Here is a 26,754-nt window from a genome sequence, read left to right as displayed (position 1 = left end):
CTCCAGAGTTTCAATATTATTTGAAATAATCTATACCAGCTTTAAATATCTTCTGATCTTTTTGACCTGGGATATTTTTGCAGACACTGCTGCCAATTCGTTCCGAATGAGCCATTTTACCCAGTATTCTCCCATCAGGGCTGCTGATAGCTTCTACTGCCGCCATTGAGCCATTAGGATTAAATTCTATATCCATAGAAGGATTTCCTTCAAAATCAACATACTGGGCAGCAATCTGACCATTTGCTCTTAGTTTTTCTATTAACTTCAGATCAGCTACAAAACGCCCTTCACCATGAGAAACTGGAACAGTATGGATATCTCCAACTTCTACACTGCTGAACCAGGGAGATTTATCAGACGCAATTCTGGTATGGACCATAGTAGAGACATGTCTGCCTATTGTATTAAAGGTCAGTGTTGGAGAGCTATCTGTAAGCTCTCGCATCTCTCCATATGGCAGAAGGCCTAGTTTAATCAGTGCCTGAAAACCATTACATATTCCCAGCATAAGTCCATCTCTTTTATTTAATAATTTCATTACTGCTTCTTTTATAACTGAATTCCGAAAAACAGCAGCTATAAACTTTCCTGAACCATCTGGTTCATCTCCAGCGCTAAAACCACCAGGGAGAGCCACTATCTGTGATTGATTAATTAAATCAGCCATTTTTTTAATAGAATTTTCTATATGTTTCTCATTTAGATTTTTAAATACAAAGGTCTCAACTTTTCCCCCAGCTTCTCTAAATTGTCTTGCTGTATCATATTCGCAATTTGTACCAGGAAAGACCGGTATCAGTACATTAGGGTGAGCAATTTTTATACTTGCCCTCAATTCTTTATCTCTTTTGTATGGTTCAAATTTAAGTGGCTTAATTTTTTCGTCACTTTCTAGTTTATCTTTTTGCTCATGTTTGGGTTGAGTTGGATATATTTTTTCTAGAGGATTTTTCCATGCTTTTAAAACATCTTCAATAGGAATTTCAATCCCATCTATTTTTAAATTTTCTCCTATATCTGTTCTACCAAGTATTTTATAATCATCAAAATAACTATCTAAATCAACTTCTTCTGTGATCTCTATTATGAGTGCACCATATTCTGGTGTAAATAGTTTTTCTTTTTTTTCTATCTGCTCTAAATTAAAAACAATTTTATTACCAAAGCTCATTTTGCTCAAAGCCTCTGCAATTCCTCCCAGAGTGACAGCAGAAGCTGAAAGGATTTTGTCATCATCAATCAAAGCTTTAACATTTTTATAATTATTTTTTAATTTTTCTATATCAGGCAGCTCATCTTTTTTCCTATCAACAGGTAAATATACAATCCTGCTTCCTTCCTCTTTAAACTCAGCTGAGATAATTTTATTGGCATCAGCTGTACAGACTGCAAAAGAAACCAAAGTAGGAGGTACATCCATATCTTTAAATGTTCCTGACATACTATCTTTACCACCAACTGCAGGTAATCCGAATCTCTTCTGTGCAAAATATGCCCCAAGTAATGCACTAAAAGGTTTTCCCCAGCGCTCTGGATTATCATAGAGGCGTTCAAAATACTCCTGAAAAGTAAATCTAATGTTTCTATAGTCACCACCTGCAGCAGTAATTTTTGCAATTGATTCTATCACAGCATATAATGCCCCATGAAAAGGACTCCAGGTTGTCAATTTAGGATTATACCCATAGCTCATTATAGTAGCTGTATTTGTTTCACCTTTTATGAGCGGTATTTTAGCTGCCATAGATTGAGAAGGTGTCAGCTGATATTTACCTCCAAAAGGCATCAGGACAGTTCCAGCCCCAACTGTACTATCAAATTTTTCTATTAAGCCTTTTTTGCTGGCCACATTTATATCAGATAAATTTTTAAGCCATTTTTCTTTTAAATTTTCTGTGCCTTTTAATCTTTTATTTATACTATTTTTAAAATAATTTTTATCTGCTGCTGGTTCTTTAACTTTCACTCTGCTTTTCTGTGAAGCACCATGTGTATTTAGAAAAGCTCTGCTTAAATCAACAATATTATCATTATTCCACTTCATTATTAATCGTCTGTTGTCTTTTACCTCTGCTACAACTGCTGCTTCAAGATTTTCTGCTTCAGCAAGTTTTATAAACTCTTTAACATCATCTTTATCTACTACAACTGCCATTCTCTCCTGTGATTCTGAAATGGCAAGCTCTGTTCCATCAAGCCCTTCATATTTTTTGGGCACTTTATTTAAATCTATTTCAAGAGAATCTGCTAATTCACCAATGGCTACAGAAACTCCTCCTGCTCCAAAATCATTACAGACTTTCATCTTTCGACTTGCTTCAGGATTTCTAAATAATCTCTGTATTTTTCTTTCAGTGGGAGGATTACCCTTCTGTACTTCCGCACTGCTTTCTTCTATAGAATCTTCTGTATGAACTTTTGATGAACCTGTGGCTCCACCACAGCCATCTCTTCCAGTTTTCCCCCCAAGTAAAATTATCTTGTCTCCATTTTCTGCACTACCTCTTACTACATTTTCTTTAGGGGCTGCAGAAATTACCGCGCCTATTTCCATATGTTTGGCAATATATTTTTCATCATATATTTCGTCTACTATACCTGTAGCAAGTCCTATCTGATTTCCATAAGAACTATATCCCTCTGCTGCTTCCTGTACAATCTTCTTTTGAGGCAGTTTACCGTTTAATGTTTTTTCTACTGGAGTTCTTGGATCACCTGCTCCTGTAACACGCATTGCCTGATAAACATAAGAACGCCCTGACAGAGGATCTCTAATAGCTCCTCCCAGACAGGTTGCAGCTCCACCAAATGGTTCAATTTCGGTCGGATGATTATGTGTTTCATTTTTGAACATGACTAACCAGTCTTCTTCTTTTCCATCAACATCAACTTTAACCTCTATACTTGCAGCATTAACCTCATCTGAAATCTCCAAATCTTCAAGTTTCCCTTCTGCTCTCAGTTCTTTTCCTGCCAGCAGAGCAATATCCATTAAAGAAATATCTTTTTCTTTTCCAGCATATATTTTTTGTCTTCCAGCCAGATACTCCCTATAGGCTTTTTCTATTTCTTGAGTAAATTCATTTTTTTCTATTTCGACATCTTCAATTTCGGTCAAAAAAGTTGTATGACGGCAGTGGTCTGACCAGTAAGTATCAAGAACTCTAATTTCAGTTATAGTTGGATTTCTACTTTCTTCCTCCCTAAAATATATTTGAATATGTTTTAAATCTTCTATGCTCATGGCAAGTCCTAATTTATCGATCATTTTATTTAATTCTTTTTCATCTTTATTAATAAATTCATCAATTATATCTACTTTTTCTGGCAGATGATAATCTATTTTAAGTTTATCGGGTTTTTCTAATTTTGCTTCTCTAGAATCAACCGGATTTATATAATATTCCTTTATTTTTTCGATTTCCTTATCAGAGATATCTCCTTTTAAGATAAAAACCTGAGCTGTTCTTACCTGAGGCTTTTCTCTGCTGTTTAGAATCTGTATACATTGTTCTGCTGAATCGGCTCTCTGGTCATATTGCCCGGGGAGATATTCTACTGCAAAGATCTTTTCATCTTTTTTGATCTCTAGTTTATCATAATATAGATTATCAACAGGTGCTTCTGCCAGAATTATTTTACAGGCATCTTTAAAAGCTGAGTCAGAAATATTTGTAATATCATATCTATTTAAAATCCGTAAATCTTCTAGTTTATTAAGTAATAAACTTTCTTTAAAATCACTTAAAATATTTTCTACTTCTATATTATAGTCATCTTTTTTTTCCACATAAACTCTCTTGATTTCTGACATTTTTTAATCTCCTTTTTTGCATTATTATTGGATTTTTATTACTATCTTTAAAAATTTGGGTAAAATCCATCCGTGTCAGTCTTTCTTTTCAATTTGATTATATTCTGATATAATTAAGAAGTAAAATTAATAATTCTAATATAATTAATAAGGAGAGGTAATTAATGCTTAATTATGAATTATACAAGGTCTTTTATTTTGTGGCCAAATATTTAAGTTTTTCAAAAGCAGCTTCTAAACTCTATATTTCCCAGTCAGCAGTTAGCCAGAATATAAAATCCCTGGAAAAAGAACTTAATACAGAACTTTTTATACGTTCAACCAAAAATGTTAGTTTAAGTAAATCTGGTAGTTTACTGCTCGAGCATGTTGAGCCGGCATTTAATCTGATAAAAAGTGGAGAAAAAAGCATTAGAGAAATTAATGCTCTTCAAAGAGGAGAACTTCATATTGGAGCAAATGATACAATATCAAAAGATTTTTTGCTGCCACATTTAAATAAATTTCATAAACTCTATCCTAATATACACCTGCTTATCACAAATAGAACTTCAAGTACATGTATAGAGCTTCTTAAACAAAATACTGTTGATTTAATAATCAGTAATCTTCCCAATGATAAAGTAACATCCAGTATGAAGGTTAAAGAAATTTACAGTTTTAATGATATTTTTATAAGTGGAAAAGAATATAATGAACTAAATAAAAAGACAATAAATCTTAAAAAATTAAGCAGTTATCCTCTTCTTATGCTGGAAGAGAAAACAACTACTCGCAAATTTTTAGAAAAATACTTAAATAAATATGGAATAGAAATTGAGGCTAAAATTGAGTTGGGAAGTGTTGACCTCTTGATAGAAATGGCTAAAATCGGACTCGGTATAGCATATGTGCCTGATTATTCTCTGGACCTTAAAAAAGAAGGCCTTTTCAAATTGGATATTAAAGAAAAAATTGCAAAAAGAAAATTAGCCGTAATCAGAAATAAAAATATTCCACTTACAAATGCAGCCGAAAAATTTATTGAGCTTTTCTAACCCTGACCTTTATTTTAAAAATTTAAGGTTCATTAAAGGTTCTCCCACAAAAAGGGTATTTGCGTCTCTAACTCATTTTTCGGTCAATTTAATTTTTTAAACACTTTTGACCAATTTTTTTAATTTTTCTACTATATTTATCAGGCTTTCTGACTGTTGATCAATATCTTTTATTTCATTAAGCTGGTCTTCACTTCTTTCCTGTGCTTCTGATGATAAATCAGCATTTTTCTGTGAGATTCTAGATATATCTTCCATTGTCTCAAGTATATCCTTTACTGCTTCATCTGCATCTGCTGCCGATTGATAGGATTTATCTATAACATTATTTACTTTTTTAAGTGAATTATTAATCTCTAAATAATTTTTGCTATTTGTTTCTACTCTTTCAATTCCCTTATTTAACTCTTTTTTTCCAGAACGCATATTTTCTCCAGCTTTATGTGTTTCAATTTTAATCTTCTCAATTAATTTTGATATTTTCTCTGCGGAATTTCTTGATTCTTCGGAAAGATCGCGAATTTCTTCTGCAACTACAGAAAATCCTCTGCCAGCATTACCAGCCCTGGCAGCTTCTATTGAAGCATTTAAGGCCAATAGATTTGTCTGCTCAGCAATTCCATTTATTATAGATAAAATATTATCTATATCTTCCGATAATGAGACTAAAGATCCTATATCCTGAGAAACTATATCAATTTTTTCTTTAATAATATTCATCTGTTTTTTTACATTCTTTATGCTTTTTTCACCTTTAGCAGTTTTTTCATTCATTAGTACAGAACTATCAGTTAAAGTATCATTGTTTTCCTTAATTTCTTTTATATCATTATTAAGTGAGATAATTTTTTTGTGAACCTCTTCAATATTATTTTCCTGCCTGTCAGCTGCATTTTTGACTTTATCAAAGATTTTTTGATTTGATTGTGTTGATTTCATTAATCCAGAAGTAGCTTTATTAATATTATCAGAAGAAAAACTAACTTGACTGGATAAGTTCTCAATATTATCTATCATCATTTTTATTTTATTAATTAAATCACCAGAGCTTTTTGCTAAATCTGCAATCTCATCTTTTTTATCAAGCTTGAAGTCTAAATCAAAATTTCCCTTTTCTGTCTTCTTCAGCTTATTGTTTAAATCTAAAATTGGAACTATCAAAGTTCTATGTATAAAAATGTAGAGCAGAGTGATCAGTATAATGACTATTATTAACGCACTAATAAATATTATCTTTTTTATTTTATCTATCAGCTGATAGGCCTGAGCAGCAGGAACCTGAGCCATTAAAGCCCCACCAATAGTATCTATTTTTATATGAGAAAGTAGGTACTCTTCTCCATTATACGAAAATAATTCTATATCATCACTTGCAAATAATTGATTCAGATCAAGGTAACTGCTCATATCTAATTTTTTTTCTAATAATTTTTTATTAGTATGTGCTATTACTTTAGCTTTATTATCTATCAAATATACAAAACCATTTTCTCCAATTTTCCATTTTATTACTTCACTTAAATTATCTGGCGACAGATCAGCTCCTATTATTCCAATAAAATTATTTGAATAGTCAAAAACAGGCTTAACTGCTGAGATAGTATTTTTCCCGCCTGTAATATCCAGGTGAGTTGATGTCCAGAAAAATTCTTTTCTGTTTCTTGCTTTCTTCAACCAGTAATTTCTTTGTAAAAAATCATTATTAATATTTTGCTCATTTGATAAAACGGTATATGTACCATCAGTACCTAGAAAAAACATAGCATTAAAATAATTATAATTTTTCATCTCTTCTCTAAATTTTCTTTTAGCAACAAGATCAGGCTGATTGTTAGACCTAATTCCATAATTTTCAGCAACTCTATTTAAAGATTTTTCTGCACCTTGAAAAAACTCTTTTGTTTTATTTTCAATAATTCCTGCAATTTCTAAATTATTATTATGAGTTTCTGCTTTAATTTCACTGCTTATATTTTTTGTGATAATATATCCTAAAGTAAAAAGCGAAAGACAAACAATTATAATAACAACTAAAATTATCTTAAATTTTATACTATGTATTTTTTTATTAAAATTTAATTTTTTTTCAGCAAATTTAATAGTCACCAACTCCTAAATATTTTAACTTAAAATATTTTATTTTGTTGAGATAAGATTAACAAATTTCCTTACTACCAGAGGATCAAATTGAACTCCTGATGATTTTTTAAGCTCTTCTATTATTTTTTTTTTGCTCATAGCTTTTTTGTATTTCCGTCCATATTTCATAACATCATATGCATCAACAACTGATATTATTCTTGCCATTAAGGGAATTTCTTCTTTTTTTAATCCTAAAGGATAGCCTTTACCATTCCACCATTCATGATGAGTTAATATCCCTTCAGCAACATTCATTAAAGTAAATGAGTTATAGGCAATTTGAAAGCCTGCTAAAGGGTGTTCCCTAATCTTCTGCCATTCTTTGCTATCCAGAGAATCATCTTTGTTTAAAATACTTTTCCTAATTATAATTTTACCTACATCATGCAGCTCAGCAAGGAGCAGTAAATCTTTTATTTCTGATGAATTAAATTCAAATATTTTTCCTAATCTATATGCCGGCTCTTTAAGCCTCTGACTGTGAATATATATATCATTATCATTTTCTTTAATTATTTTTTTTAATAAATCTGAATAGCTGTAATTTAGTTTAATATTTTTTATATAATCGAGATTATACATTAATATTTTCTCTCCTGTCTTTTAAAAAATTACTTCCTATTTTTTCTTTTACAAGTTTTTTTATTTCAGCTGCTCTATCACTTACTTCTAAATAATTTTCTATCTTTCTAAACTCATTTGATATGATAGCAATTGAGATAGAAGTTAGCGGTGTATTTACAATTCTTTTTTGCCTATCCAGGCAGGTTATATATCCTTTTTCTATATCACTTTTGTTAAAAAACTGTTTTACATTTTTATCAAATTTTTCAATTACTCTTTCTGCAAATTTTCTATCAGATTCTACATTTGTAATTACTACAAAATCATCACCACCAATATGACCAATAAAACTGTCTGGGGCGATTTCTTTAGCTGTTTTCCTTAATATTGAAGCTGTAAATTTTAAAATCTGATCACCTTTTTGATATCCATAATTATCATTGTAAGCTTTAAAATTATCAAGATCTATATACAATAAAGAAAAAATTTCTTTTTCTTTAATTTTTTCTCTCAATTTTAATTCGATCATATAGTTCCCCGGTAATCCAGTGAGTGGATTAGCATTGCGTGCCTCTTTTATCTTTAATTTTGAAACTTCCAGAAGAAGATTTTTAATCGATATTATAGAATGAAAATAATTATCCTTACATACTATTATTGAATCATATATTTTTTCTTGAGGACGATTCATAGCAAGATTTGAAACTCTAAAAACAGAATCATTATAATCTACAATTAATGGATCAGTATCCATAACTTTTGTAATTCTTTTTTTCATATAAAGATTATAGCCAAATTGACTTCCAAGGCGATAAAAAAGATGATCTCTCATAACCAGTCCAACAACAGTTTGATTATCAAGAACCACTATACTCTGAATATTTCTTTCGTTAAAAATACTAACAACTTCTTTTGTCTGAGTTGAACTGCAAACTGTAACACTATTATTCTCTCTGGCGATATCTCCAATAATATGAAGGAACATTATTATACCCCTTTTCTTATTTCTTATTATTACCATACCATTATTTTTTTGCATATTTGTAAAGCAAAAGTTAATTTATTGTAAATTTCAAGATAATTGGAACGAATATAATTAAACTGAGAAAAATCTAAAATAATTTAAAATAAATCTAATTCACAAAAATATTACTCAAACAAAGCCTTTAAACTTGGGTATCCATGCTTAAATATGATATAATTAAAATATCATAAAGCTATATAGCACTGCTGATTTTAAATATCTGATAAAAATGTTTAATTATAAAATGTGTATTATCTGGCTGTATAAGTTGATGAATCAAACTTTGTAATTTTTTCAGAAGTGCTGAAAATCTAGCAGCAGAATAAAATTAAAGTGGAACAAAAAAAAGAAGAGGTGGTTTAGTTGAATCAATTTGAAATAAAAAGGCTGGTTGATAAAGCCTATGATAAGGCAGAATTAAATAAAGAAGAAATCACTTCACTGCTGGCAGCAGATATTAATCAACTTGATTATCTGCTGCAAAAAGCAGATCAGAAGAGAAAAGAAATTTGTGAAGATGAGGTCCATTTACGGGCAATTATTGAGTTTTCAAATTACTGCAGGCGGAACTGTTATTACTGTGGTCTGCGTAAAGACAATCAGCATCTGCAGCGTTATCAGCTGAAAAAAGAAGAAATTATTAAAACTGCTCAGATGGCAGCTGAACTTGGCTATCAGACCGTTGTGCTGCAGTCGGGAGAAGATGAATACCCGACAGCTCAAATTACAGAAATTATTAAAGAAATTAAAAATACAACCGGAATGGCAATTACTTTAAGCCTGGGAGAAAGAGATTTTGCTGCCTATAAACTCTGGCGGGAAGCTGGTGCTGATCGCTATCTTTTAAAACATGAAACTGCAGATCAGCGCCTTTATGAAAAATATCATCCAGGTATGAGTTTTGAAAATAGAATTGAAAGTTTAAAATACTTAAAAAAAATTGGCTATCAGATCGGAAGTGGAGTCATAATTGATCTGCCTGGACAGACTCCTGAAATTTTAGCTGAAGATCTACTTCTTTCACAAAAATTAGAGCTTGATATGATTGGCTCCGGCCCTTTTATTCCACACGAGAAGACACCACTTGCTGAAAGCAAAACAGGTACGGTGGAAATGACTTTAAAATTTACAGCTCTAAGCAGGCTGCTGCTGCCGCTGGCCCATATACCGGCAACAACCGCTCTGGGTACAATTGATGTCGAAGGCAGACAGAAAGCTCTAATGGCAGGTGCTAATGTGGTAATGCCCAATGTAACTGACTCTCAGTATCGGGAAAAATATCAGATTTATCCAGGAAAGATCTGTATTAACGAAGAGGCAGGGGACTGCCGCCAGTGTATTGGAGGAATCATTGCTTCTCTCGGTCGTTTTGTCAGTCAGAATAAAGGACACAGTCTGAGAAAATAAAAATAATTAATAAAATAAAAAATGAAATACGGTTTTAAAAGAAAAAAGCTCCCATTCAGGCTGCAGTTAAATTAACTTTAATAGTGCCGATGGGAGTTTAAGCTGTTTATTTAATTATTCTTTTTTCTCATTTTCCTCATCCTCATCTGTATGTTGATCATTATTTATCATCTTTTGAATTTTCCTCTTCGCCAAATCCTTTATGGCTGAAATCTAGAGCCTTATGGGTTGCTGCAAAATATTCAGATTCCGGCAGATAAATATTGTCTTCACCGACCTTATCGGCCAGTCCAATTTTTCTGAACATCTTAAGAATTCTCTCACTAACCCCGGTCAGCATAACCTCACCACCACTGGACTGGACTTTATCTATAAATTCTTCCAAAACACCAATGATTGTGATATCAATTCTGCTCACATTGCGAAAACGGATAATAAAATCTGTATTAGGTTCAAAAAACTCTTCCAGCTGATTTTTTAGATCATCAGCAGCACTAAAGTGGACAACACCTTTTAAATCAATAACTCTGGCCTGCTGAGCTAAAATTTCGGACTTATCAGCATCATCATGGTTTACATGGTGGAGATGATAACCCTGATCATCATCCTTTTTGTCATAATAGAGCATTTCAATATCAGCTTTTTTGGAGATCTGTAACACAACAACCAGGGAAACCATAACACCAAAATATATTGCCTGGTCAATATTTGGCAGCACAATAGTAGCAATAAAGGTTGTTCCAAAAGTCAAAGCATCGCCTTTGGTAGTTTTTAAATTTTTAATTACTTCTTTAAAATCTAAGATACCTATAGCTGCAGCTATAATGAGACCTGCTAAAACAGAAACTGGAATATAGGCTAAAAGATGTCGGAAAAACAAAATAAAAATTATAATTGATAGGGCACAGAAAAATTGAGAAGCTCTATGTTTGGCTCCTGCACTCAAATTGGCAAAAGTTTTTGCAAAAGAAGAAGAAACAGCAAAACCGCTAAAAAATGGGATTACCATATTTGTAATCCCCTGGCTTCTAAATTCCCTGTCATAATTGGGCTCTTCTCCAGTTTTTAAAGCCAGGGACTGCAGAACAGCCATTGTCTGAATCAGTCCTAATAAAGCGATTGAAAAAGCTTTGGTATAAAGCTGACCGATTAAATTCCAGTCAAAATTTATCAGATTGAAATCAATTAACTTTCTTGGTATTTCACCAACAAGAGGTATAGAACCATTAATACCTGTCAGAGCAGTCAGCAGGGACATAATTACAACAGTTAATAGATATTCGGGCAGAGATTTTTTGATTAAGGGGATTGTATAAATTAAAATCAGAGTTAAAATTCCGACTCCCAGATTAAGGTAATTGAGCTGAGATATATGCTGGATAAACTGCCAGCCTTTGGTGATCACATTGGAACCTGAGACACTGACACCGGTTAAATTTTCAATCTGAGAGAATAAAATCAAAACTGCAGCTCCATGTGAAAGAGCAACAACTACTGGATGAGATACATATTTGATTAATTCACTTAAATTAAAACTAACCAGCAAAAATTGAAAGAGTCCAATTAAAAATGTGGTCAGAAATATTACCTGCAGATAATTTTCACCCTGAAAATTACTTAAACTACTGAAGAGAGCAACTGCCATCATATTAGTAGGGCCTACAATTATATAAGCTGAAAGATTGAAAATAGAAGCAGTTAGCATTGAAAATATAGAAGCATAGAATCCGTAAATTGGATTGATACCTAGAATTAAAGCATAAGCCATATTTTGCGGTAAAGCAATGGTTGCTGTTGTTAACCCGCTCAGCATATCATTTTGGTATTTTTTAAACAATTTTTTTATATTTTGCACGGTTTTTCACCCCGGCTTTTTTGATTTAATTTTATCTGCTTTTAGTTTAACAGGCTCACCAGAAACTTTCAATTGAAAAAAGGATTTTATAATTTAATTTTAGATATGCAAAGAACAGGATAAGTAATTTCTGGATGCCTGAATTACCCGGGTGAACTTGGGAATAATTTATTTTTCTTTTTTGAAAGAATTATAAGTATTTTATAGAATTGCATAAAATTGTATGATATTCTTATTTTAAGGAGAGAATATTATGAGTCTACCAAGAGTGCTGTATTATAAATATAAGCTTGATAAAAATTTAAATAAAAGTCGAAGTGAAATATTAAAACTGAGAGAAAATAAATTTAGAAAGCTGCTGTATTATGCTTATAACAATTCTCCCTTTTATCATGACTTTTATTCAGCCCACGGAATTAAGGAAAAAGACCTGTCAGAGATTAAGCACTCAGATCTTCCAGTTCTTGATAAAAATATAATGATGGAAAATTATGATAAATTAGTAACGGATAAAAATATCAGCTGTGATAAGATTGCTTCTTTTCTTGAAAATTCCCCTTCTCCCGTTAGCAAGTTAAATGATAAATATCACGTTATTCATAGCTCTGGTTCTTCAGGCAAAATTGGATATTTTCTTTATAATTCAAAAGAGTGGGATTTTATCAAGGCTCTTTCCCTGAGATTGTTTACTAATTTTGGTCTTAAGAGAAAAAGATATGCCTTTATTGGAGCAGCAGATGGTCATTATGCTGGGGTCAGCCTTTTTTTGAGTCCTGTTAATTCCCTGGAAGAATATTTCTATAAACAGTATCTGGTAATTAATATTAATCATCCTTTAGAAGATTATTGTCAAAGTTTAAATGAATTAAGTCCTCATAATCTTACAGGCTATCCTTTCGGGATCAGAGTTCTGGCTGAAATGCAGAGAGCTGGCAAAATAGATATATCACCAGAAGTGGTAATCTGCGGGGGTGAACCGCTGACAACAGCAGCCAGGAAATTTATTAAAAAGACCTGGGATACTTCTCTTATTAATTATTATGCCGCCTCAGAGTCCCTGGTGATCGGAGTAAAAAAAGAGGAGTTTAATCATTTATATATTTTTGATGATGCTAATTATATTGAAACTGTGGAAGAGGGCTATTACCTAACAAATCTCTATAATTATACCCAACCACTTATCCGATATCGAATGTCTGATTTACTGGTATCGGTAAATGGACGGAAAAATGAAGATAGATGGACTTTTAACAGGGTAAAAAAAATTATCGGACGCCAGGAGGATATATTATGGTTTAAAAATCAAGCTGGAAAAAAAGAGTTTATTCATCCGATAATATTTGTAGAATTATATATTAGAGGTTTGAATAAATATCAGGTGATACAGACGGGTGAAACTTCCTTTGTTTTCAAGGCGGTTATTAAAAAGGAAAGTGAAAATGAAGATGTAATAGTGAAAATAAAAGAAGAATTAACAAAAATACTTCAGAGTAAAAATCTGCAAAATGTTAATTTTAGGATAAAAAAAGTTAAAAATATAGACGGTGCAGGTACTACCGGTAAATTTAAATTGATTAAAAAAGAATTTAAATAAACTCATTAAAACTGCAGTTCGTCCTTTATTTTAAAATTCACAAAAGTTTGACATATTCATTTTCATAATATATAATGAATATAAGTTCATAAAACATTATGAATATGAGTTCATTAAAATAACGTGAATTTTTTAAAGTAGGTGGTGAATGTTTTGCCTAAAATTATCAATAATTTAAGGAATAAAATATATAAAACAGCATCTCAACTATTTTCTGAAAGAGGCTATGCTGATGTTACTATGAAAATTGTTGCTGAAGAAACCGGTATTGCTGTTGGAACATTATATAATTATTATGCTAATAAAGAGGAGTTATTTATAAAAGTTATTGAAGAAAAAATTAATCATAACAAAAAATTTTTTGATAAATATTTAGAAAAAGACAAACTCGATCTGAATGTATTTATTACCCATCTCTATGATGAAATTAACAAATCAAAAGGTATAATAGATGAAATTATTAAAAAAAATATAAATAATAAAGAAGAAAAAATTGTAACCCGGCTGCGATCTGAATTATTAGATATAGTAGATCAGATATTACTACAGATTAAAGAAAAAAAAAGGTATAAAAAAGGGGGCTAAAGCAGAAAGAAAACGCGGCGTCTATGCACTGCTTATTATGATATTACTTTTGGATAGGAGATTTCCAGGAGAACGGGAAAAGAATATTTCTTTTCTCTTAAAAATGACAGATCTAATCTAAAGAAAAATTAAAAACTGCGGTTTAACAAGATTAACAAGTAGTAAAGAGAAAATTTAGAATAACACAAAAGGAGGAGTTAATATGAGTATTGATTTTAAACTGGCAAAAAAGTATGCAGCTGATAAGATGATCAAACAGGCTTTAAAATATTTGGAAAAGGATCCTGATGAAAATTTTTTGCAGATTCTAAATATTGGAGAAAAATTAGTTAGAAGGGATAATCACAAAAAAGCTATTAAGATCATCAAAGAGAACTATAAAACAACTCCTTTAATAAAAAAATATCTTAAAAAAATTAATAATATTGCACCCTCTTATAAAAATGGATTTTTAATGAATTTTTTAGTTAATTCAGCTATTTTTGGCATACCATATCAGTATGAACTTTCTGAAGAGCTAGGAGTAGATGTACCCTGGGCAATACTAATTGATCCGACTAGTGCCTGTAATTTGAATTGTGAAGGATGTTGGGCTGGCAAATATAATAAAAGTGATAGTCTTGATTTTGCTACAATTGATAGAATAATTACTGAGGCTAAAGAAATGGGAATTTACTTTATAGTTCTTTCAGGGGGTGAGCCGACAGTTTATCCTCAGCTTTTTGACATTCTTGAAAAACATGATGATGTGGGCTTTATGATGTATACTAATGGTACACTTATTGATGATGAATTTGCTGATAGAATGCTTGAAGTAGGAAATGTTACACCAGCTATTAGTCTGGAAGGATTTAGAGAAGAAACTGACAAACGCCGCGGTGAAGGTACTTATGATAAAATTATGGATGCTATGGATCGTCTGCGTGAGAGGGGAATCATTTTTGGGGCAAGTGTAACTGCAACTAAAAATAATGTGGATGAACTTTTTTCCGATGAATTTATTGATCATTTATCCAAAAAGGGTGCTCTTTACATGTGGTTATTTCATTATATTCCAATAGGTAGAAACCCTAATCTTGATATGATGATTACTCCTGAGCAGAGAGTATATCTGGCTCGAAGAGGAAGTGAACTAAGGAAGAAAAAAGAAATATTTATTATGGATTTTTGGAATGACGGCACATATGTCCAGGGCTGTATTGCTGGGGGAAGAAGGTATTTTCATATTAATGCTAAAGGAGAAGTTGAGCCCTGTGCATTTGTTCATTTTGCAGTAGATAATATAAAAGAAAAATCATTAAAAGAAGCGCTGCAGAACCCTCTTTTTAAATCCTTTCAAAAGAAACAGCCTTTTACCAATAATTTAATGTGTCCCTGTCCGATTATTGATAATCCTAAAGCTTTAAGGGATATAGTAGAAGAGTCAGGTGCTGTGCCTACACATGATGGAGCAGATGAAATCTTAAAAGATGAGACAGCTGATTTTCTTGACGATCTATCAGCTAAATGGCATAAAAGTTCTAAAGATATTAATAAAGAAAGGATGAATAATAAATAGTTGGTACCAGTTGGTACCTCAGTTGGTACCTGGTACCATTAATTCTTTATTTCTACTTATGTCTTTTCTTTAATTCTTTTCTTATCATATCTATAGATATTTGCTTTACAGCCAGCAGAACAAGCATATGATAAATAAGATCGGCTGACTCATATATCAGCTCTTCATCTGGTTCATTTTTTGCTGCAATAATTACTTCAGCCGCTTCTTCTCCCACTTTCTTTAAAATTTTATCTAGCCCTTCTTCAAAAAGATAGGAAGTGTAGGATCCTTCCGGCATTTCCTCTTTACGGTCTAAAATTAGCTGGTAAAGAAAATCGACTATTTTTTCTGTTTCAAATTCTAAATCTGTATTTTGTTCTGCCTGCTTATTTTTCGGTTTTTTTCCGGACTCAGCTTCATTAGAAATTTTACGATAAAAGCAGGAATTTTCCCCTGTATGACAGGCAGGTCCAGCCGCATCAACCATAAATAAAATTGTATCCTGATCACAGTCATAAAAAATTTCCTTTATTTCCTGTGTATTACCAGAAATTTCGCCCTTGTGCCACAGTTCCTGACGGGAGCGGCTGTAAAAAACAGTTTCTCCCATTTTTAAACTCATCTTGAGAGATTCTTCATTAACATAAGCAACCATCAACACTTCCTTTGTCCGATAATCCTGAACAACAGCAGGCATAAGTCCTTTTTCATTATATTTAAAATTAATTTTTTCTATTTTTTTAGATTTTTTCAGCATTTACTAACCCTCCTTCGAGCAGTTTTAAAGAACTGACCGATAGATTATAATTTCCCTTACACCATATATAAATTATGAATTATTATTTTAATCTTCAATTCTAACTGGAATACCGGATTTATCAAGTTCTTTTTTTACATCTTTAATTGCTATTTCTCCAAAATGAAATATAGAAGCTGCCAGAGCTGCATCAACTCCAGTGTTTTCAAAAACTTCTATAAAATGCTGAATACTACCTGCTCCACCAGAAGCAATTACAGGTACATTTACTGCTTCTGTTACTGCTTTGAGCATTTCTATATCAAAACCATCTCTGGTTCCATCTGTATTAATACTTGTGAGCAGAATTTCTCCAGCTCCAAGTTCTTCCAATTCTTTAACCCATTTAAGTAAATCTATTCCTGTTTTTTTACTTCCTCCACGAATAAAAATTTCCCATCCTTTTCCTGACTTCTTTTTGGCTGCATCAACCGCCCCCACAATACACTGAGAGCCAAAAATTTGGGCTCCTTTACTAACTAAATTAGGACTTTTTACTGCAGCTGAATTTAATGATACTTTGTCAGCACCGGCTCTTAAAATAAGCTGCATATCTTCTACATTTTTTATCCCTCCACCAACCGTAAGAGGTATAAATACTTCTGCTGCAACTTTTTCTACAAGTTCTGTCAGTGTTTTTCTTTTTTCTTTGGTAGCTGTAATATCAAGAAAAACAAGTTCATCTGCACCAAGCTGATTATATTTTCTGGCTGATTCAACAGGATCACCAGCATCTATCAAATCCACAAAGTTGACCCCTTTAACAACCCTGCCATCTTTTATATCCAGACACGGAATTATTCTTTTTTTAAGCATTAATATCACCTATTTCTGCAAAAATTTTTTTTAGATCAATTTTCCCCTGGTAAACCGCCTGTCCTGTAATAGCTCCATAAAATCCATATTCAGCAAGTTTAATTAAATCACGTTCAGAGCTTATACCACCAGATGCAATAATATTCAGCTCTGTCCTGGACTTAATTTTTTTAAGTCCTTCAAAATCAGGGCCAGCCAGCATTCCATCTCTGGAAATATCAGTATATAGTATGTATTTAACACCCAAAGATTCCATCTGTACAGCAAAATCCAGCATATCTATCTCACTATCTTCCAGCCAACCAGAACTGGCAACTTTCCCACCACGAGCATCAATACTTACCAGTATATTTTCTCCTCCAAATAAAGCAATTATCTCCTGCAGCAGTTCCAAATTTTTAACTGCCAGTGTACCAATGATCACTCTATCCACACCCAGTTCAAGCAGTCTTTTTACATCTTCCTTTGATCTGACCCCACCACCAGCCTGAATCTTAAGCTCGGTTTTTTCCGAAATATCTCGAATAACATTTAAATTTTTGCTCTCTCCGGCACAGGCACCATCAAGATCAACAATATGAATCCATTCTGCACCCAGGCAAGCAAACATTTTTGCAGTTTTTACAGGACTGCTGCTGTAGACAGTTTTTCTATCAAAATTTCCCTGTTTCAATCTAACTACCTCTCCATTCTGCAAATCAACTGCTGGCAGAATTATCATCTATAACATCTCCCCAAAATTTTTAAGCATCTGTATCCCATTATCTCCACTTTTTTCCGGATGAAACTGAAGTCCAATTATATTTTTTTTCCGCACAACAGCCGGAATCTCCACACCATACTCAACCACTGCTTCAGTATCATCAGTAAGTTCTGACAGCTGATATGAATGAACAAAATAAAAATGAGGATTTTCCGGAAGATCGGCAAATAAAGGATCATCCTTTAATATTTTAAGCTGATTCCACCCCATATGTGGAATTTTATAATCACTGCTAATTCTTACCACTTCACCGCTGAGCAGACCAAGCCCTGGTGTTTTTTTGTCTTCATATCCCCATTCAAAAAGCAGCTGCATACCGAGACAGATTCCCAAAAACGGTTTTCCGCTATCCACAAATTCTCTAATAAATGGAAGGAAATTATTGTTTTTTAGCCTTCCCATTGCCCCTGGAAATGCACCAACACCAGGAAGCACTAGTCCATTATATTTATCTACATCTTCTTTTTCTGCACTATTTATTATAACAGTTTTTTGACCGATATATTCAAGTGCTTTTTGTATACTATTTAAATTACCGGCACCATAATCAATAATTGCAATCATTAAAGCACACCCTTTGTAGACGGAATTTGATCTGACTCTATTTTTACCGCCAGCTTCAGAGCTCTGGCCAGTGACTTAAAGACTGCCTCAATCTGATGATGGCAGTTTTCTCCATGCATTAATTCCACATGAACAGTAATTCCAGCATTATAAGAAAACGCTCTTAAAAACTCCACAACCAATTCTGAAGGGAAATCTCCAACCATTTCTCTGCTGAAAGAAAGATCTGTATAAAGAAAAGAACGACCGCTAATATCTACAGTGGTTCTCACAAGTGATTCATCCAGCGGAATCAATACACTGCTGAAGCGGCTAATTCCTTTTTTATCAGCAAGTGCATCAGCAAAAGCCTGACCCAGAGCAATCCCCGTATCTTCAACCATATGGTGTGCATCAATTTCTAGATCTCCATCTGCCAAAATACTAAGATCAAAACTCCCATGTCTTGCTAACTGATCCAGCATGTGATCAAAAAATGCAACACCGGTATCTATACTGCACTTCCCACTTCCATCAAGATTTATACTTATCTTTATATTTGTTTCAGATGTCTTACGCCTTATAACTGCTTTTCTATTTTCAGACATCTTTTTCACCTCTCAATTGACATTTTTTGGTTCTTTTTAGTTCTTCAAATAATTTTAGAACAACATCATTTTCTTTACTGCTGCCGGCAGTTATTCTGATTGCCGCCGGTTCTGTATTATATGATCTTATTTTTACCCCATTCTGATTTAAAATATTTTTAAAATCTTTAGTTTTTTCTCCTTCAATATAAACAAAATTAGCTTCTGTATTATAGACTTTCCATCCGTCAAACTGTGAAAGCTTTTTAAATAGTCTGTCCCTTTCTGCTATTATATATTTAATACGTTCTTTGATTATATCATTATTTTTGAGAATAATACGTCCCAGTACATCTGTCATTATATTGAGATTATATGGTTTTAGAACTTTTTCCACCTCTTCTGTAATAATTCGATCTGCAAACATATAGCCAAGCCTTACTCCTGCCATCCCATATGCTTTAGAAAAAGTCCTGCATACAGCAATATTAGAAATTTTTTTAACCTCAGGCATAAAATTATTTCTACTGAATTCTGCATAGGCCTCATCAATTATTACCGGACCTTTATAATATTCTGCAGTTTTCAGCACGATCTCCCTGTCTAAAATCTCACCGGTTGGATTGTTTGGAGAACAGAAAAAAATCAGCTTGGGATTGTATTTATCGATTTCTGTTTTAATATTTTTAAAAGTAAATTTTTTTTCTATAAGAGGTAGATCAACATATTTACCACCATTTACTTCAGTAAAATATCTGTACATAGAAAATGTTGGAGCCGGTGAGAGAACATAATCACCTTTATCAACAAAAGTTCTTACAATTAGCTCAAGCAGATCATCTGATCCATTTCCTGCTATTATCTCTTCAGATTTTACATTGATACCAGTATTATGCTGTAAAAAAATTGATATTTTTTCGCGCAGGCTGTCAGAATAAAGTTCAGGGTACCTATTTATATTAAGCTTATCAAATTTTTCTTTGAATTTATCTTTAATCTGTTGAGGCAGGTCAAAAGGTGACTCATTACCTGATAAATCAATTTTTACCTTAAAACTATCTTTTTCTCCCATATATGGAGAAATAGCTTTCACTTCAGGTCTAAGAAAATTTTTAAAAATTTTTTCTTTTTTATTATAATTATTACTGCTCATTATTTCCTCCTTCTAATTTTACTGTTTTCGAATTTAATTTATAAATATACTTAACTGTCTTTTCTAATACGAATTGAATTAGCATGTGCATCAAGTCCTTCACCCTCTGCCAGACATATAATATCAGCAGATGCTTTTTCCAGAGCTTCTCTGCTGTAGTAAGCAAACCCCGAATATTTAACAAAATCTCTTACAGATAATGGTGAAAAAAATCTTGCTGTTGAATTTGTCGGCAGAACATGATTGGGGCCGGCATAATAGTCACCAACAGGTTCTGGAGTATATTCGCCTAAAAAGATTGATCCAGCATTTTCCACCGACGGCATAATTTCGAAAGGATTCTTTACTGCCAGCTCTAAATGTTCAGGAGCAATCAGATTTATTATTTCAACTGCTTCTTTCTGATCTTCAACTTCTATTATCAGCCCATAATTTTCCAGGGATTCTTTAATAATTTCCTTTTTTCTCATATTTTTAATTTGCTTTTCTAATTCTTCTTCTACTTCTGCAGTCAGTGATTGAGAATCCGTAACCAGAATTGCAGCTGCCAGCGGATCATGTTCAGCCTGACTCATCAGATCTGCTGCAATATAGGCAGGATTAGACTCTTTTTCTGCCATAATCAAAATTTCACTGGGACCGGCTATCATATCAATTTTCACCTGACCAAAAACCAATTCTTTAGCCATTGAAACATAGATATTACCCGGTCCAACAATTATATCAACTCCAGGCACAGTATCAGTCCCATATGCTGCCGCTGCAACCGCCTGAGCACCACCAGCTTTAAAAATCCGATCAACTCCTGCAATTTCTGCTGCTGCTAGAATTACTGGATTCACCTGTCCGTTTTCATCAGGTGGAGTAAGCATAATAATTTCTTCAACACCAGCTACTTTTGCCGGTATAACTGTCATTAAAACAGAAGAAGGGTAGGCTGCTCTACCTCCCGGCACATAGACACCTGCCCTTTTTAGGGGGCGGCAGATCTGACCTGTAATAATTCCTGTCTTTTTTTGCTTTTGCCAGGATCTATCTTTTTGTTCAGCATGAAAGTCTTCTATATTTGCTGCAGCATTTTTAAGTGCTTTTTTAAAATCAGCATCCACTTCTTTAAAAGCCTCTTCTATTTCTTCTCTATCTATTTCCATATCTTCTGCTGTAAATTTTACTTTATCAAAGCGAGCTGTATATTCTAAAACTGCTTTATCTCCTTTATCTTTAACATCCTTAATAATTTCTCCCACTATTTCTCTATATTGAGACAGATTATCATCAGCACGGTTTTCCAGCAGCTCTTTTATTTTCTCAACATTTTTGCGTCCTTCTTTTATTTTTTTTATTTTAAGCATTTCCATCATCTCCATTAACAACTTTATCTAAAGCTTCAATAATAGCTGTAATTTCATTTTGTCTGGTCTTCATACTCACCTTATTTACCACCAGTCGGGCAGATAGATCCCTGATACTTTCATAAATTACCAGACCATTTTCTTTTAAAGTTCTACCAGTCTCTACAATATCCAGAATTGTATCAGCAAGACCTGTCAGAGGTGCAAGTTCAATTGAACCATTCAGCTTAATTATCTCAACCGGTTCACCTCGGCTGCGAAAAAAGCGCCGGGTAAAATCTGGATATTTAGTTGCTACTTTACGCTCAAGCAGAGTATCTTTGCGGTCAGGCAGACCAGCCAGAGCAAATTCACAGACACCATATTCTAAATCAAGCACTTCATAAAGATCACGATTTTCTTCCAGAAGAGTATCTTTACCAACAATACCCAGATCAGCAGTACCATATTCAACATAAATTGGTACATCTGCAGGTTTAACAAGTATAATTTCTAATTTTTCACTTTCTATTTCAAAAATTAACTTGCGTGATTTAAGCATATTATCAGGCATGTTATATCCTGCCTGGCGAAAAAGTTTGACTGCTTCTTTAGCCAGCCTTCCTTTGGCCATGGCAATACAGAGATTTCCCATCATTCCCACTCCTCAATTTTATTTAAAATTAGATATTCAAGTGCTTCTTTTCTATTTCTTTTGAGTACAGCTATTTCTCCACCAGTCTGCTTAAGCTCCAGACATTTTTCTTTTATATAAATTTCAAAGTCTATTTGCTGAAAGTCAATATACTCTTTATCTGCACCATTGTAGACTTCTGCAGCAAATCCTGCTTCTCTCAAATCTTCAGCCAGCAAATAAGCAAATTTAAAATCTTCTTTTTTTTCATAGGACAGCAAAAATCTCTGTACAGGATCTTCATTAAAATTTCCTGTTCTATTCAAAAAATCAAGCAAATTCTCAATCTCAAGTGCAAAACCAACGGCGGCTTCTTCAACTCCAAATTTTTCGGTTAAATTATCATAACGGCCTCCACTTGCAAGAAGATTGCTGTATCCTCTGGCATAACCTTTAAATATTAATCCGGTATAATAACCGTGACGTGATATAAGCATCGGATCAAAAGTAATATACTTTAAACTATCAAATTCTGTCAGCTTATTAAATAACTTTTCTAGAGTTTTCAAAACCTGACCTGTCTCAGCTGACAGAGGCATTTTATTTAATTCTTTAATAACCTGCTGAGGATTACCAAATAATGAAGGCAGCCTCAGTAAAATTTCTGCTGTATTATCTGCCAGATCTATTTTTTTAATATAGTTTTTTATTCCAATTTTATTTTTAGCCGCCAGAAGTTTCCTGAGCTCTTTCTTGGCTTCCTCATTAATTTTTAGATCAGAGAAAATTTCATTGATTAAATCGGCATGACCAATATCAACCAGAGGTTCCTCCACACCGACTTTTTCCATTGTTTTGATCAAGAGCAAAATCATTTCTAAATCAGATTCTAAATTATCTGAACCGATAAGCTCAACACCAGCCTGAGTTTTTTCTTTTAAACTTAAACTCTGTGAATTTTTTGACTGAAAAGCTGAACTTAAATAAGAAAATTTTAGGGGGCGAGGACTGTTCTGAAAACGGCTTGCTGCCAGTCTCGCAATAGGCATTGTTAGATCAGGTCTTAAAACAAGTATCTGACCTCTATCATCAACAACCTTAAACATCTCATCTTTATCCACCAGACCTTCTATCCCAGCATAAAGTTCCAGAGATTCCAAAGTTGGAGTTATTACCTCTCTGTAGCCGCTGGATTCAAAAACTTCTCTTATTATTTGATATATAGTTCTTCTTTTTCTTAATTCTGCCGGCAAAATATCTCTTACTCCTTCTACAAATGTACTCATCTATATTATCCCCCTTGTTTTATCTCTTTATCATAGTAAAGTATTAAAGTATTGTATTTATTATAGTTATTATTCTGCCTGCTGTCAAGTTATTTGAGCAATTATTTTATTTTTTATTTATTTTTTCATCTGCAGCCGGAAAAACATATACCCTCAGTTCAAAAAACTAATTTATAAAATTAATTTCATTTATTTATAGATTATGCTATTATATTTATAAATAGTAATAGTCAGATATTTATAATCAAAAATATCTACACTAAATAAGGAGGAAATTTATGCTTGCTGACTACCATCTGCATTCTCAATTTTCTGCAGACTCAAAACTTGATTTAGATACTATCTGCAGGACTGCTGTTAGTAAAGAAATAAGGGAAATAGCTGTTACAGATCATCTCGATATAGATTACATGGATGATACAATTGAATTTATTTTGGATAAAGAAAGCTATCTGAATGAACTGGAAAAATACCAGCACAAATTTGCTGGAAATTTAAAAATTAAAAAAGGAATAGAAATGGGATTACAGCTCCACATTTTTGAGGAGTGTGATAATTATCTTGCTGATGATTTTGATTTTATTATTGGTTCATTCCATACAGTAGAAAAAGCTGACCTTTATAGAGGCGATTTCTTCAGAGGCTATGAGCAGTGGGAAGCTTATATACAATATCTAAAGACAGTTCTAGATGTTGTAAAAAATTATAATAATTTTAATGTTATCGGACATTTTGATTTAGTAAGAAGATATGGAAATTTTAACAGCAGTCCAGATTTGATGGAAAATAAAACTGCAGCTGAATTGATTGAAGAAATTTTAAAAATACTTATTAAAAATGGTAAAGGGCTTGAGGTTAACACTTCAGGCTATCATCTTGAAGATGGACAAAATCCTATGCCTAGCTGGAGTATTTTAGAACTATATTATGAACTGGGAGGCAAAATACTAACTCTTGGTTCTGACAGCCATTATGCTGAACAGATTGGATATAAATTTGAAGAAACAGCTGAAAAATTAAAAGAAATTGGTTTTGAAACACTGACTACTTTTACGGAAGGCAAGCCTGATTTTTATAAAATATGAAAAAGACTCTGCCTCAAACTTACAGAGGAAGAGTCTTTTTAATCCTTTTTACTATATGCTCATTTTCCAATATTAATCTCCATTATATCATCCAGCTGCATCAGCTGATCAGCAGTATTAATAATGTTTTTATTATCTTTATATTTTAAATTTAACTTTACTATAAGCTGCTGTGAATCAAAATTTCTTTCTACATCAATATCTTTGATAATAACACTGTTTTCCTGAATAATTTTATTTATGTTACAGAGAAGATTATCGCTATTTTTGGCTTTGCATTTAATTAGCTTATCCTTTTTACCGTCTTTGCTGAATTCAAATCTATTTAATAAATATAAGGTTATTATTACAAGTAAAGTTGTCATTAAGGCCAAAAAATAATAATTTCCGCCAATTGCAAGACCAATTGCCGCTGTAGCCCACAAACTTGCTGCTGTAGTTAAACCTTTAACAGAAAACCCCTCTTTTATAATCGTTCCAGCACCTAAAAAACCAACTCCACTAACTACCTGAGCAGCTATTCTTCCTGCATCATTTTCCACATGTATTCTATGCATACTTAAAGAAATCATCATAATAATTGTAGCACCTACACCAACCAAAATATGTGTTCTCAATCCGGCAGGTCGATCATGTCTTTCTCTTTCAGATCCAATTACTCCACTCAACATTAAGGCCATTATCAAATTAATTACTATATTTTTTTCTGAAACCATTTTTTCACCTCTCTTCTCACTTCTCACTATTCACTTCTCACTATATTATTTATTTCTTCTCTAAAAATAATTTGTTTCCTGCATTCTTTTTCAACTGCAGATAAAATCCATATTTATGTAAAAAGCAAAAAAGAAACCCCCACCAGGGAGCTTCTCTGTGCTCTACATTTATTTTTAATCTATTTTACACAATTGTCAGTTCAAAATTTGCTGTTTTTAATAAAACTTTTTCCTTCATAAGTTCAGCATAGTTTATACCATGTTTTAATATGTGTTTTGCTCTATTTTCTATTTCTATCTGCTTTTTAATCAGCAGATAAAGAACACCTATATCATCTGTCTGACCAATAGTAATTGCTCCTATCAGCCTGTGACCCGAAAATACTAATTTGCGGTAAATACCCTTTCCAGGTTCATTTCTGACATAAACATTATATTTTTCTTTTTCTTCATCATTCAGCTGGACTTTTCCAACAGCATAAAATAAAAGATCAATTATCTTAAGAGCATTCAAATTAAGTCCACCTTCATAGCTGCTTTCAATATTCAGCATATTTTTGGCTGCTGTTTTACCCTGCCAAATCGCATCGGGCCAGATTGCATAAGCAGAATTTCCGTCTTCCAGAAAATCAGGAGCAGAAACAACATCACCGGCAGCAAAAATGTTTTCAGTGCCTGTCTGCATCTTTTGATCAACAATAATTTCCCCATATTTGTTGAGTTCAACTTCGCCATTTACAAAATCAGTATTGGGTCTTACCCCTTTACCCACCAGAACCAGTTCTCCTGTTAGAGTTTTGCCGCTCTGGAGTTTTATCTGCTTTACATGTTCATTTCCGATTATTTCTGCTGGAGACTCACCTGTCATTATGTTAATTCCTTTACTTTTAAGATATTTCTCCACCAGAAAAGCGGCCTCTGGATCAAGCATCTGTGATAGGACCTGAGGGGAACGAATAATTATTGTTACCTTTTTATTGAGATTATAAAATGCTTCTGTAGCCTTCATACCAACCAGACCACCACCAAGGATAAAGCAGTGTTCTACCCTAACATCATTCAGATAACTCTTTATTTTAATTACATCACCATAATCACGGAGGTTAAAAACACCCTTAAGTTCTTTTCCATTATAATCAGGCATTTTAGGACTGCTTCCAGTTGCTATCAACAGCTTATCATAACTTATTTTTTCTCCAGAAGAAAGAATTAATTCCTTTTTATCAGAATTAATTTCTTCTGCTCTACAGCGGTCCAGCACCTCTACTCCCATCTCATCAAAATAGTCAGGAGAGCGGAGGAAAATATTTTCCTCCGCAATTTGATCACCAATAAGATAGCTGGTTAAAATTCTTGAATGGGGGCGGGCACTATCTGCTGTAACAATTGTAATATTAGAATGTGTATCATATTTGCGGATAGTTTCCAGTGCACTTAGTCCGGCGGCACTGCTGCCTATAATTACATATTTCATAATTT

The 26,754-nt window shown here is 32.9% G+C and carries 22 protein-coding genes; 6 read left to right on the top strand and 16 right to left on the bottom strand.

The annotated features are described in order from the left end of the window. Positions 1–16 precede the first annotated feature (16 nt). Positions 17–3,817 (bottom strand): phosphoribosylformylglycinamidine synthase, encoded by a 3,801-nt coding sequence (locus tag DER71_RS05595; protein WP_114457143.1) that lies wholly within the window; start codon positions 3,815–3,817, stop codon positions 17–19. A 164-nt stretch (positions 3,818–3,981) separates the two neighbouring features. Here DER71_RS05595 and DER71_RS05590 point away from each other — a divergent pair, with 164 nt between their 5' ends. Then, the gene (locus DER71_RS05590; RefSeq protein WP_114474399.1) at positions 3,982–4,854 is read left to right on the top strand and encodes a LysR family transcriptional regulator; all 873 of its coding nucleotides are present in this window, start codon (positions 3,982–3,984) and stop codon (positions 4,852–4,854) included. A 96-nt stretch (positions 4,855–4,950) separates the two neighbouring features. Here DER71_RS05590 and DER71_RS05585 read toward each other — a convergent pair whose 3' ends face one another. Genes DER71_RS05585 through DER71_RS05575 form a run of 3 tightly spaced genes read right to left on the bottom strand, consistent with a single transcriptional unit; the run spans position 4,951 to position 8,545 of the window. After that, on the bottom strand, positions 4,951–6,960 hold the full coding sequence (locus tag DER71_RS05585) for a methyl-accepting chemotaxis protein (protein WP_158531689.1): 2,010 nt from the start codon (positions 6,958–6,960) through the stop codon (positions 4,951–4,953). Between the two features lie 30 nt (positions 6,961–6,990). Beyond that, a complete protein-coding gene (locus DER71_RS05580) occupies positions 6,991–7,578 on the bottom strand; it encodes an HD-GYP domain-containing protein (RefSeq protein WP_114457146.1) in 588 nt (195 codons plus the stop codon). Further along, complete coding sequence (locus DER71_RS05575) at positions 7,571–8,545, bottom strand: GGDEF domain-containing protein (protein WP_158531690.1); 975 nt, start codon at positions 8,543–8,545, stop codon at positions 7,571–7,573. Before DER71_RS05575 ends, DER71_RS05580 begins: the two co-directional genes overlap by 8 nt. A gap of 402 nt (positions 8,546–8,947) precedes the next feature. On the opposite strand from DER71_RS05575, the gene hydE reads away from it, so the two are divergent. After that, positions 8,948–9,991, top strand: coding sequence for a [FeFe] hydrogenase H-cluster radical SAM maturase HydE (hydE, locus tag DER71_RS05570; RefSeq protein WP_114457148.1), 1,044 nt, complete (start codon positions 8,948–8,950; stop codon positions 9,989–9,991). 160 nt (positions 9,992–10,151) lie between these two features. Here hydE and DER71_RS05565 read toward each other — a convergent pair whose 3' ends face one another. Beyond that, positions 10,152–11,846 carry a SulP family inorganic anion transporter gene (locus DER71_RS05565; RefSeq protein WP_114457149.1) on the bottom strand — a complete coding sequence of 565 codons (1,695 nt, stop codon included), beginning with the start codon at positions 11,844–11,846 and terminating at the stop codon, positions 10,152–10,154. 253 nt (positions 11,847–12,099) lie between these two features. Between DER71_RS05565 and DER71_RS05560 the strand changes: the two genes are divergently transcribed. From DER71_RS05560 to DER71_RS05550, 3 genes are all read left to right on the top strand, one after another. Further along, positions 12,100–13,440: a phenylacetate--CoA ligase family protein gene (locus DER71_RS05560; protein WP_114474398.1), complete on the top strand. Its 1,341-nt coding sequence runs from the start codon at positions 12,100–12,102 to the stop codon at positions 13,438–13,440. A gap of 153 nt (positions 13,441–13,593) precedes the next feature. After that, complete coding sequence (locus DER71_RS05555) at positions 13,594–14,025, top strand: TetR/AcrR family transcriptional regulator (RefSeq protein ID WP_158531691.1); 432 nt, start codon at positions 13,594–13,596, stop codon at positions 14,023–14,025. Positions 14,026–14,227: 202 nt separating this feature from the next. Further along, positions 14,228–15,583, top strand: coding sequence for a radical SAM protein (locus DER71_RS05550; RefSeq protein WP_114457152.1), 1,356 nt, complete (start codon positions 14,228–14,230; stop codon positions 15,581–15,583). A gap of 52 nt (positions 15,584–15,635) precedes the next feature. Here the strand turns inward: DER71_RS05550 and hisIE are convergent, their stop codons facing one another. The 9 genes from hisIE to hisZ all read right to left on the bottom strand — a co-directional run bounded on the left by hisIE (position 15,636) and on the right by hisZ (position 23,474). Beyond that, entirely contained in the window at positions 15,636–16,322 is a 687-nt protein-coding gene (hisIE, locus tag DER71_RS05545) for a bifunctional phosphoribosyl-AMP cyclohydrolase/phosphoribosyl-ATP diphosphatase HisIE (protein ID WP_114457153.1), read from the bottom strand. Between the two features lie 87 nt (positions 16,323–16,409). Beyond that, complete coding sequence (gene hisF, locus DER71_RS05540; RefSeq protein ID WP_114457154.1) at positions 16,410–17,177, bottom strand: imidazole glycerol phosphate synthase subunit HisF; 768 nt, start codon at positions 17,175–17,177, stop codon at positions 16,410–16,412. Continuing rightward, on the bottom strand, positions 17,170–17,898 hold the full coding sequence (gene hisA / locus DER71_RS05535; RefSeq protein ID WP_114474397.1) for a 1-(5-phosphoribosyl)-5-[(5-phosphoribosylamino)methylideneamino]imidazole-4-carboxamide isomerase: 729 nt from the start codon (positions 17,896–17,898) through the stop codon (positions 17,170–17,172). The genes hisF and hisA overlap by 8 nt, the downstream gene beginning before the upstream one ends. Then, entirely contained in the window at positions 17,899–18,504 is a 606-nt protein-coding gene (hisH, locus tag DER71_RS05530) for an imidazole glycerol phosphate synthase subunit HisH (protein WP_114457156.1), read from the bottom strand. Further along, on the bottom strand, positions 18,504–19,091 hold the full coding sequence (hisB, locus tag DER71_RS05525; RefSeq protein WP_114474396.1) for an imidazoleglycerol-phosphate dehydratase HisB: 588 nt from the start codon (positions 19,089–19,091) through the stop codon (positions 18,504–18,506). The genes hisH and hisB overlap by 1 nt, the downstream gene beginning before the upstream one ends. Beyond that, positions 19,084–20,223 (bottom strand): histidinol-phosphate transaminase, encoded by a 1,140-nt coding sequence (hisC, locus tag DER71_RS05520; RefSeq protein WP_114474395.1) that lies wholly within the window; start codon positions 20,221–20,223, stop codon positions 19,084–19,086. The genes hisB and hisC overlap by 8 nt, the downstream gene beginning before the upstream one ends. A gap of 50 nt (positions 20,224–20,273) precedes the next feature. After that, the gene (hisD, locus tag DER71_RS05515) at positions 20,274–21,575 is read right to left on the bottom strand and encodes a histidinol dehydrogenase (RefSeq protein WP_114474394.1); all 1,302 of its coding nucleotides are present in this window, start codon (positions 21,573–21,575) and stop codon (positions 20,274–20,276) included. After that, positions 21,568–22,209, bottom strand: coding sequence for an ATP phosphoribosyltransferase (gene hisG, locus DER71_RS05510; protein ID WP_114457160.1), 642 nt, complete (start codon positions 22,207–22,209; stop codon positions 21,568–21,570). The genes hisD and hisG overlap by 8 nt, the downstream gene beginning before the upstream one ends. After that, positions 22,209–23,474 (bottom strand): ATP phosphoribosyltransferase regulatory subunit, encoded by a 1,266-nt coding sequence (gene hisZ / locus DER71_RS05505; RefSeq protein ID WP_114457161.1) that lies wholly within the window; start codon positions 23,472–23,474, stop codon positions 22,209–22,211. Before hisZ ends, hisG begins: the two co-directional genes overlap by 1 nt. Before the next feature lie 278 nt (positions 23,475–23,752). On the opposite strand from hisZ, the gene DER71_RS05500 reads away from it, so the two are divergent. Next, positions 23,753–24,559, top strand: a complete 807-nt coding sequence (locus DER71_RS05500; RefSeq protein WP_114457162.1) for a histidinol-phosphatase HisJ family protein — start codon at positions 23,753–23,755, stop codon at positions 24,557–24,559. 59 nt (positions 24,560–24,618) lie between these two features. On the opposite strand, the gene DER71_RS05495 is transcribed toward DER71_RS05500, so the two are convergent. Both DER71_RS05495 and DER71_RS05490 read right to left on the bottom strand, forming a co-directional pair. Next, entirely contained in the window at positions 24,619–25,275 is a 657-nt protein-coding gene (locus tag DER71_RS05495; protein WP_114457163.1) for an MgtC/SapB family protein, read from the bottom strand. Between the two features lie 184 nt (positions 25,276–25,459). Then, positions 25,460–26,749 carry an NAD(P)/FAD-dependent oxidoreductase gene (locus DER71_RS05490; RefSeq protein WP_114457164.1) on the bottom strand — a complete coding sequence of 430 codons (1,290 nt, stop codon included), beginning with the start codon at positions 26,747–26,749 and terminating at the stop codon, positions 25,460–25,462. Positions 26,750–26,754: the final 5 nt, after the last annotated feature.

Source organism: Halanaerobium sp. DL-01 (assembly GCF_003338615.1).
Taxonomy (GTDB): Bacteria; Bacillota; Halanaerobiia; order Halanaerobiales; family Halanaerobiaceae; genus QPJE01.
Note: the sequence above shows the minus strand (reverse complement) of the source record. Positions and strands in the feature narration are given on the sequence as shown.

Excerpts from the sequence above, each read along its gene's own strand:
- hisF (WP_114457154.1), bottom strand. The coding sequence starts at position 17,177 with ATGCTTAAAAAAAGAATAATTCCGTGTCTGGATATAAAAGATGGCAGG.
- DER71_RS05495 (WP_114457163.1), bottom strand. The coding sequence starts at position 25,275 with ATGGTTTCAGAAAAAAATATAGTAATTAATTTGATAATGGCCTTAATG.
- DER71_RS05490 (WP_114457164.1), bottom strand. The coding sequence starts at position 26,749 with ATGAAATATGTAATTATAGGCAGCAGTGCCGCCGGACTAAGTGCACTG.
- DER71_RS05595 (WP_114457143.1), bottom strand. The coding sequence starts at position 3,817 with ATGTCAGAAATCAAGAGAGTTTATGTGGAAAAAAAAGATGACTATAAT.
- hisZ (WP_114457161.1), bottom strand. The coding sequence starts at position 23,474 with ATGAGTACATTTGTAGAAGGAGTAAGAGATATTTTGCCGGCAGAATTA.
- DER71_RS05550 (WP_114457152.1), top strand. The coding sequence starts at position 14,228 with ATGAGTATTGATTTTAAACTGGCAAAAAAGTATGCAGCTGATAAGATG.
- hisIE (WP_114457153.1), bottom strand. The coding sequence starts at position 16,322 with ATGCTGAAAAAATCTAAAAAAATAGAAAAAATTAATTTTAAATATAAT.
- hisA (WP_114474397.1), bottom strand. The coding sequence starts at position 17,898 with ATGATAATTCTGCCAGCAGTTGATTTGCAGAATGGAGAGGTAGTTAGA.
- hisC (WP_114474395.1), bottom strand. The coding sequence starts at position 20,223 with ATGAGCAGTAATAATTATAATAAAAAAGAAAAAATTTTTAAAAATTTT.
- hisG (WP_114457160.1), bottom strand. The coding sequence starts at position 22,209 with ATGGGAAATCTCTGTATTGCCATGGCCAAAGGAAGGCTGGCTAAAGAA.
- hisB (WP_114474396.1), bottom strand. The coding sequence starts at position 19,091 with ATGTCTGAAAATAGAAAAGCAGTTATAAGGCGTAAGACATCTGAAACA.
- DER71_RS05590 (WP_114474399.1), top strand. The coding sequence starts at position 3,982 with ATGCTTAATTATGAATTATACAAGGTCTTTTATTTTGTGGCCAAATAT.
- DER71_RS05580 (WP_114457146.1), bottom strand. The coding sequence starts at position 7,578 with ATGTATAATCTCGATTATATAAAAAATATTAAACTAAATTACAGCTAT.
- DER71_RS05560 (WP_114474398.1), top strand. The coding sequence starts at position 12,100 with ATGAGTCTACCAAGAGTGCTGTATTATAAATATAAGCTTGATAAAAAT.
- hisD (WP_114474394.1), bottom strand. The coding sequence starts at position 21,575 with ATGCTTAAAATAAAAAAAATAAAAGAAGGACGCAAAAATGTTGAGAAA.
- DER71_RS05500 (WP_114457162.1), top strand. The coding sequence starts at position 23,753 with ATGCTTGCTGACTACCATCTGCATTCTCAATTTTCTGCAGACTCAAAA.
- DER71_RS05575 (WP_158531690.1), bottom strand. The coding sequence starts at position 8,545 with ATGTTCCTTCATATTATTGGAGATATCGCCAGAGAGAATAATAGTGTT.
- hisH (WP_114457156.1), bottom strand. The coding sequence starts at position 18,504 with ATGATTGCAATTATTGATTATGGTGCCGGTAATTTAAATAGTATACAA.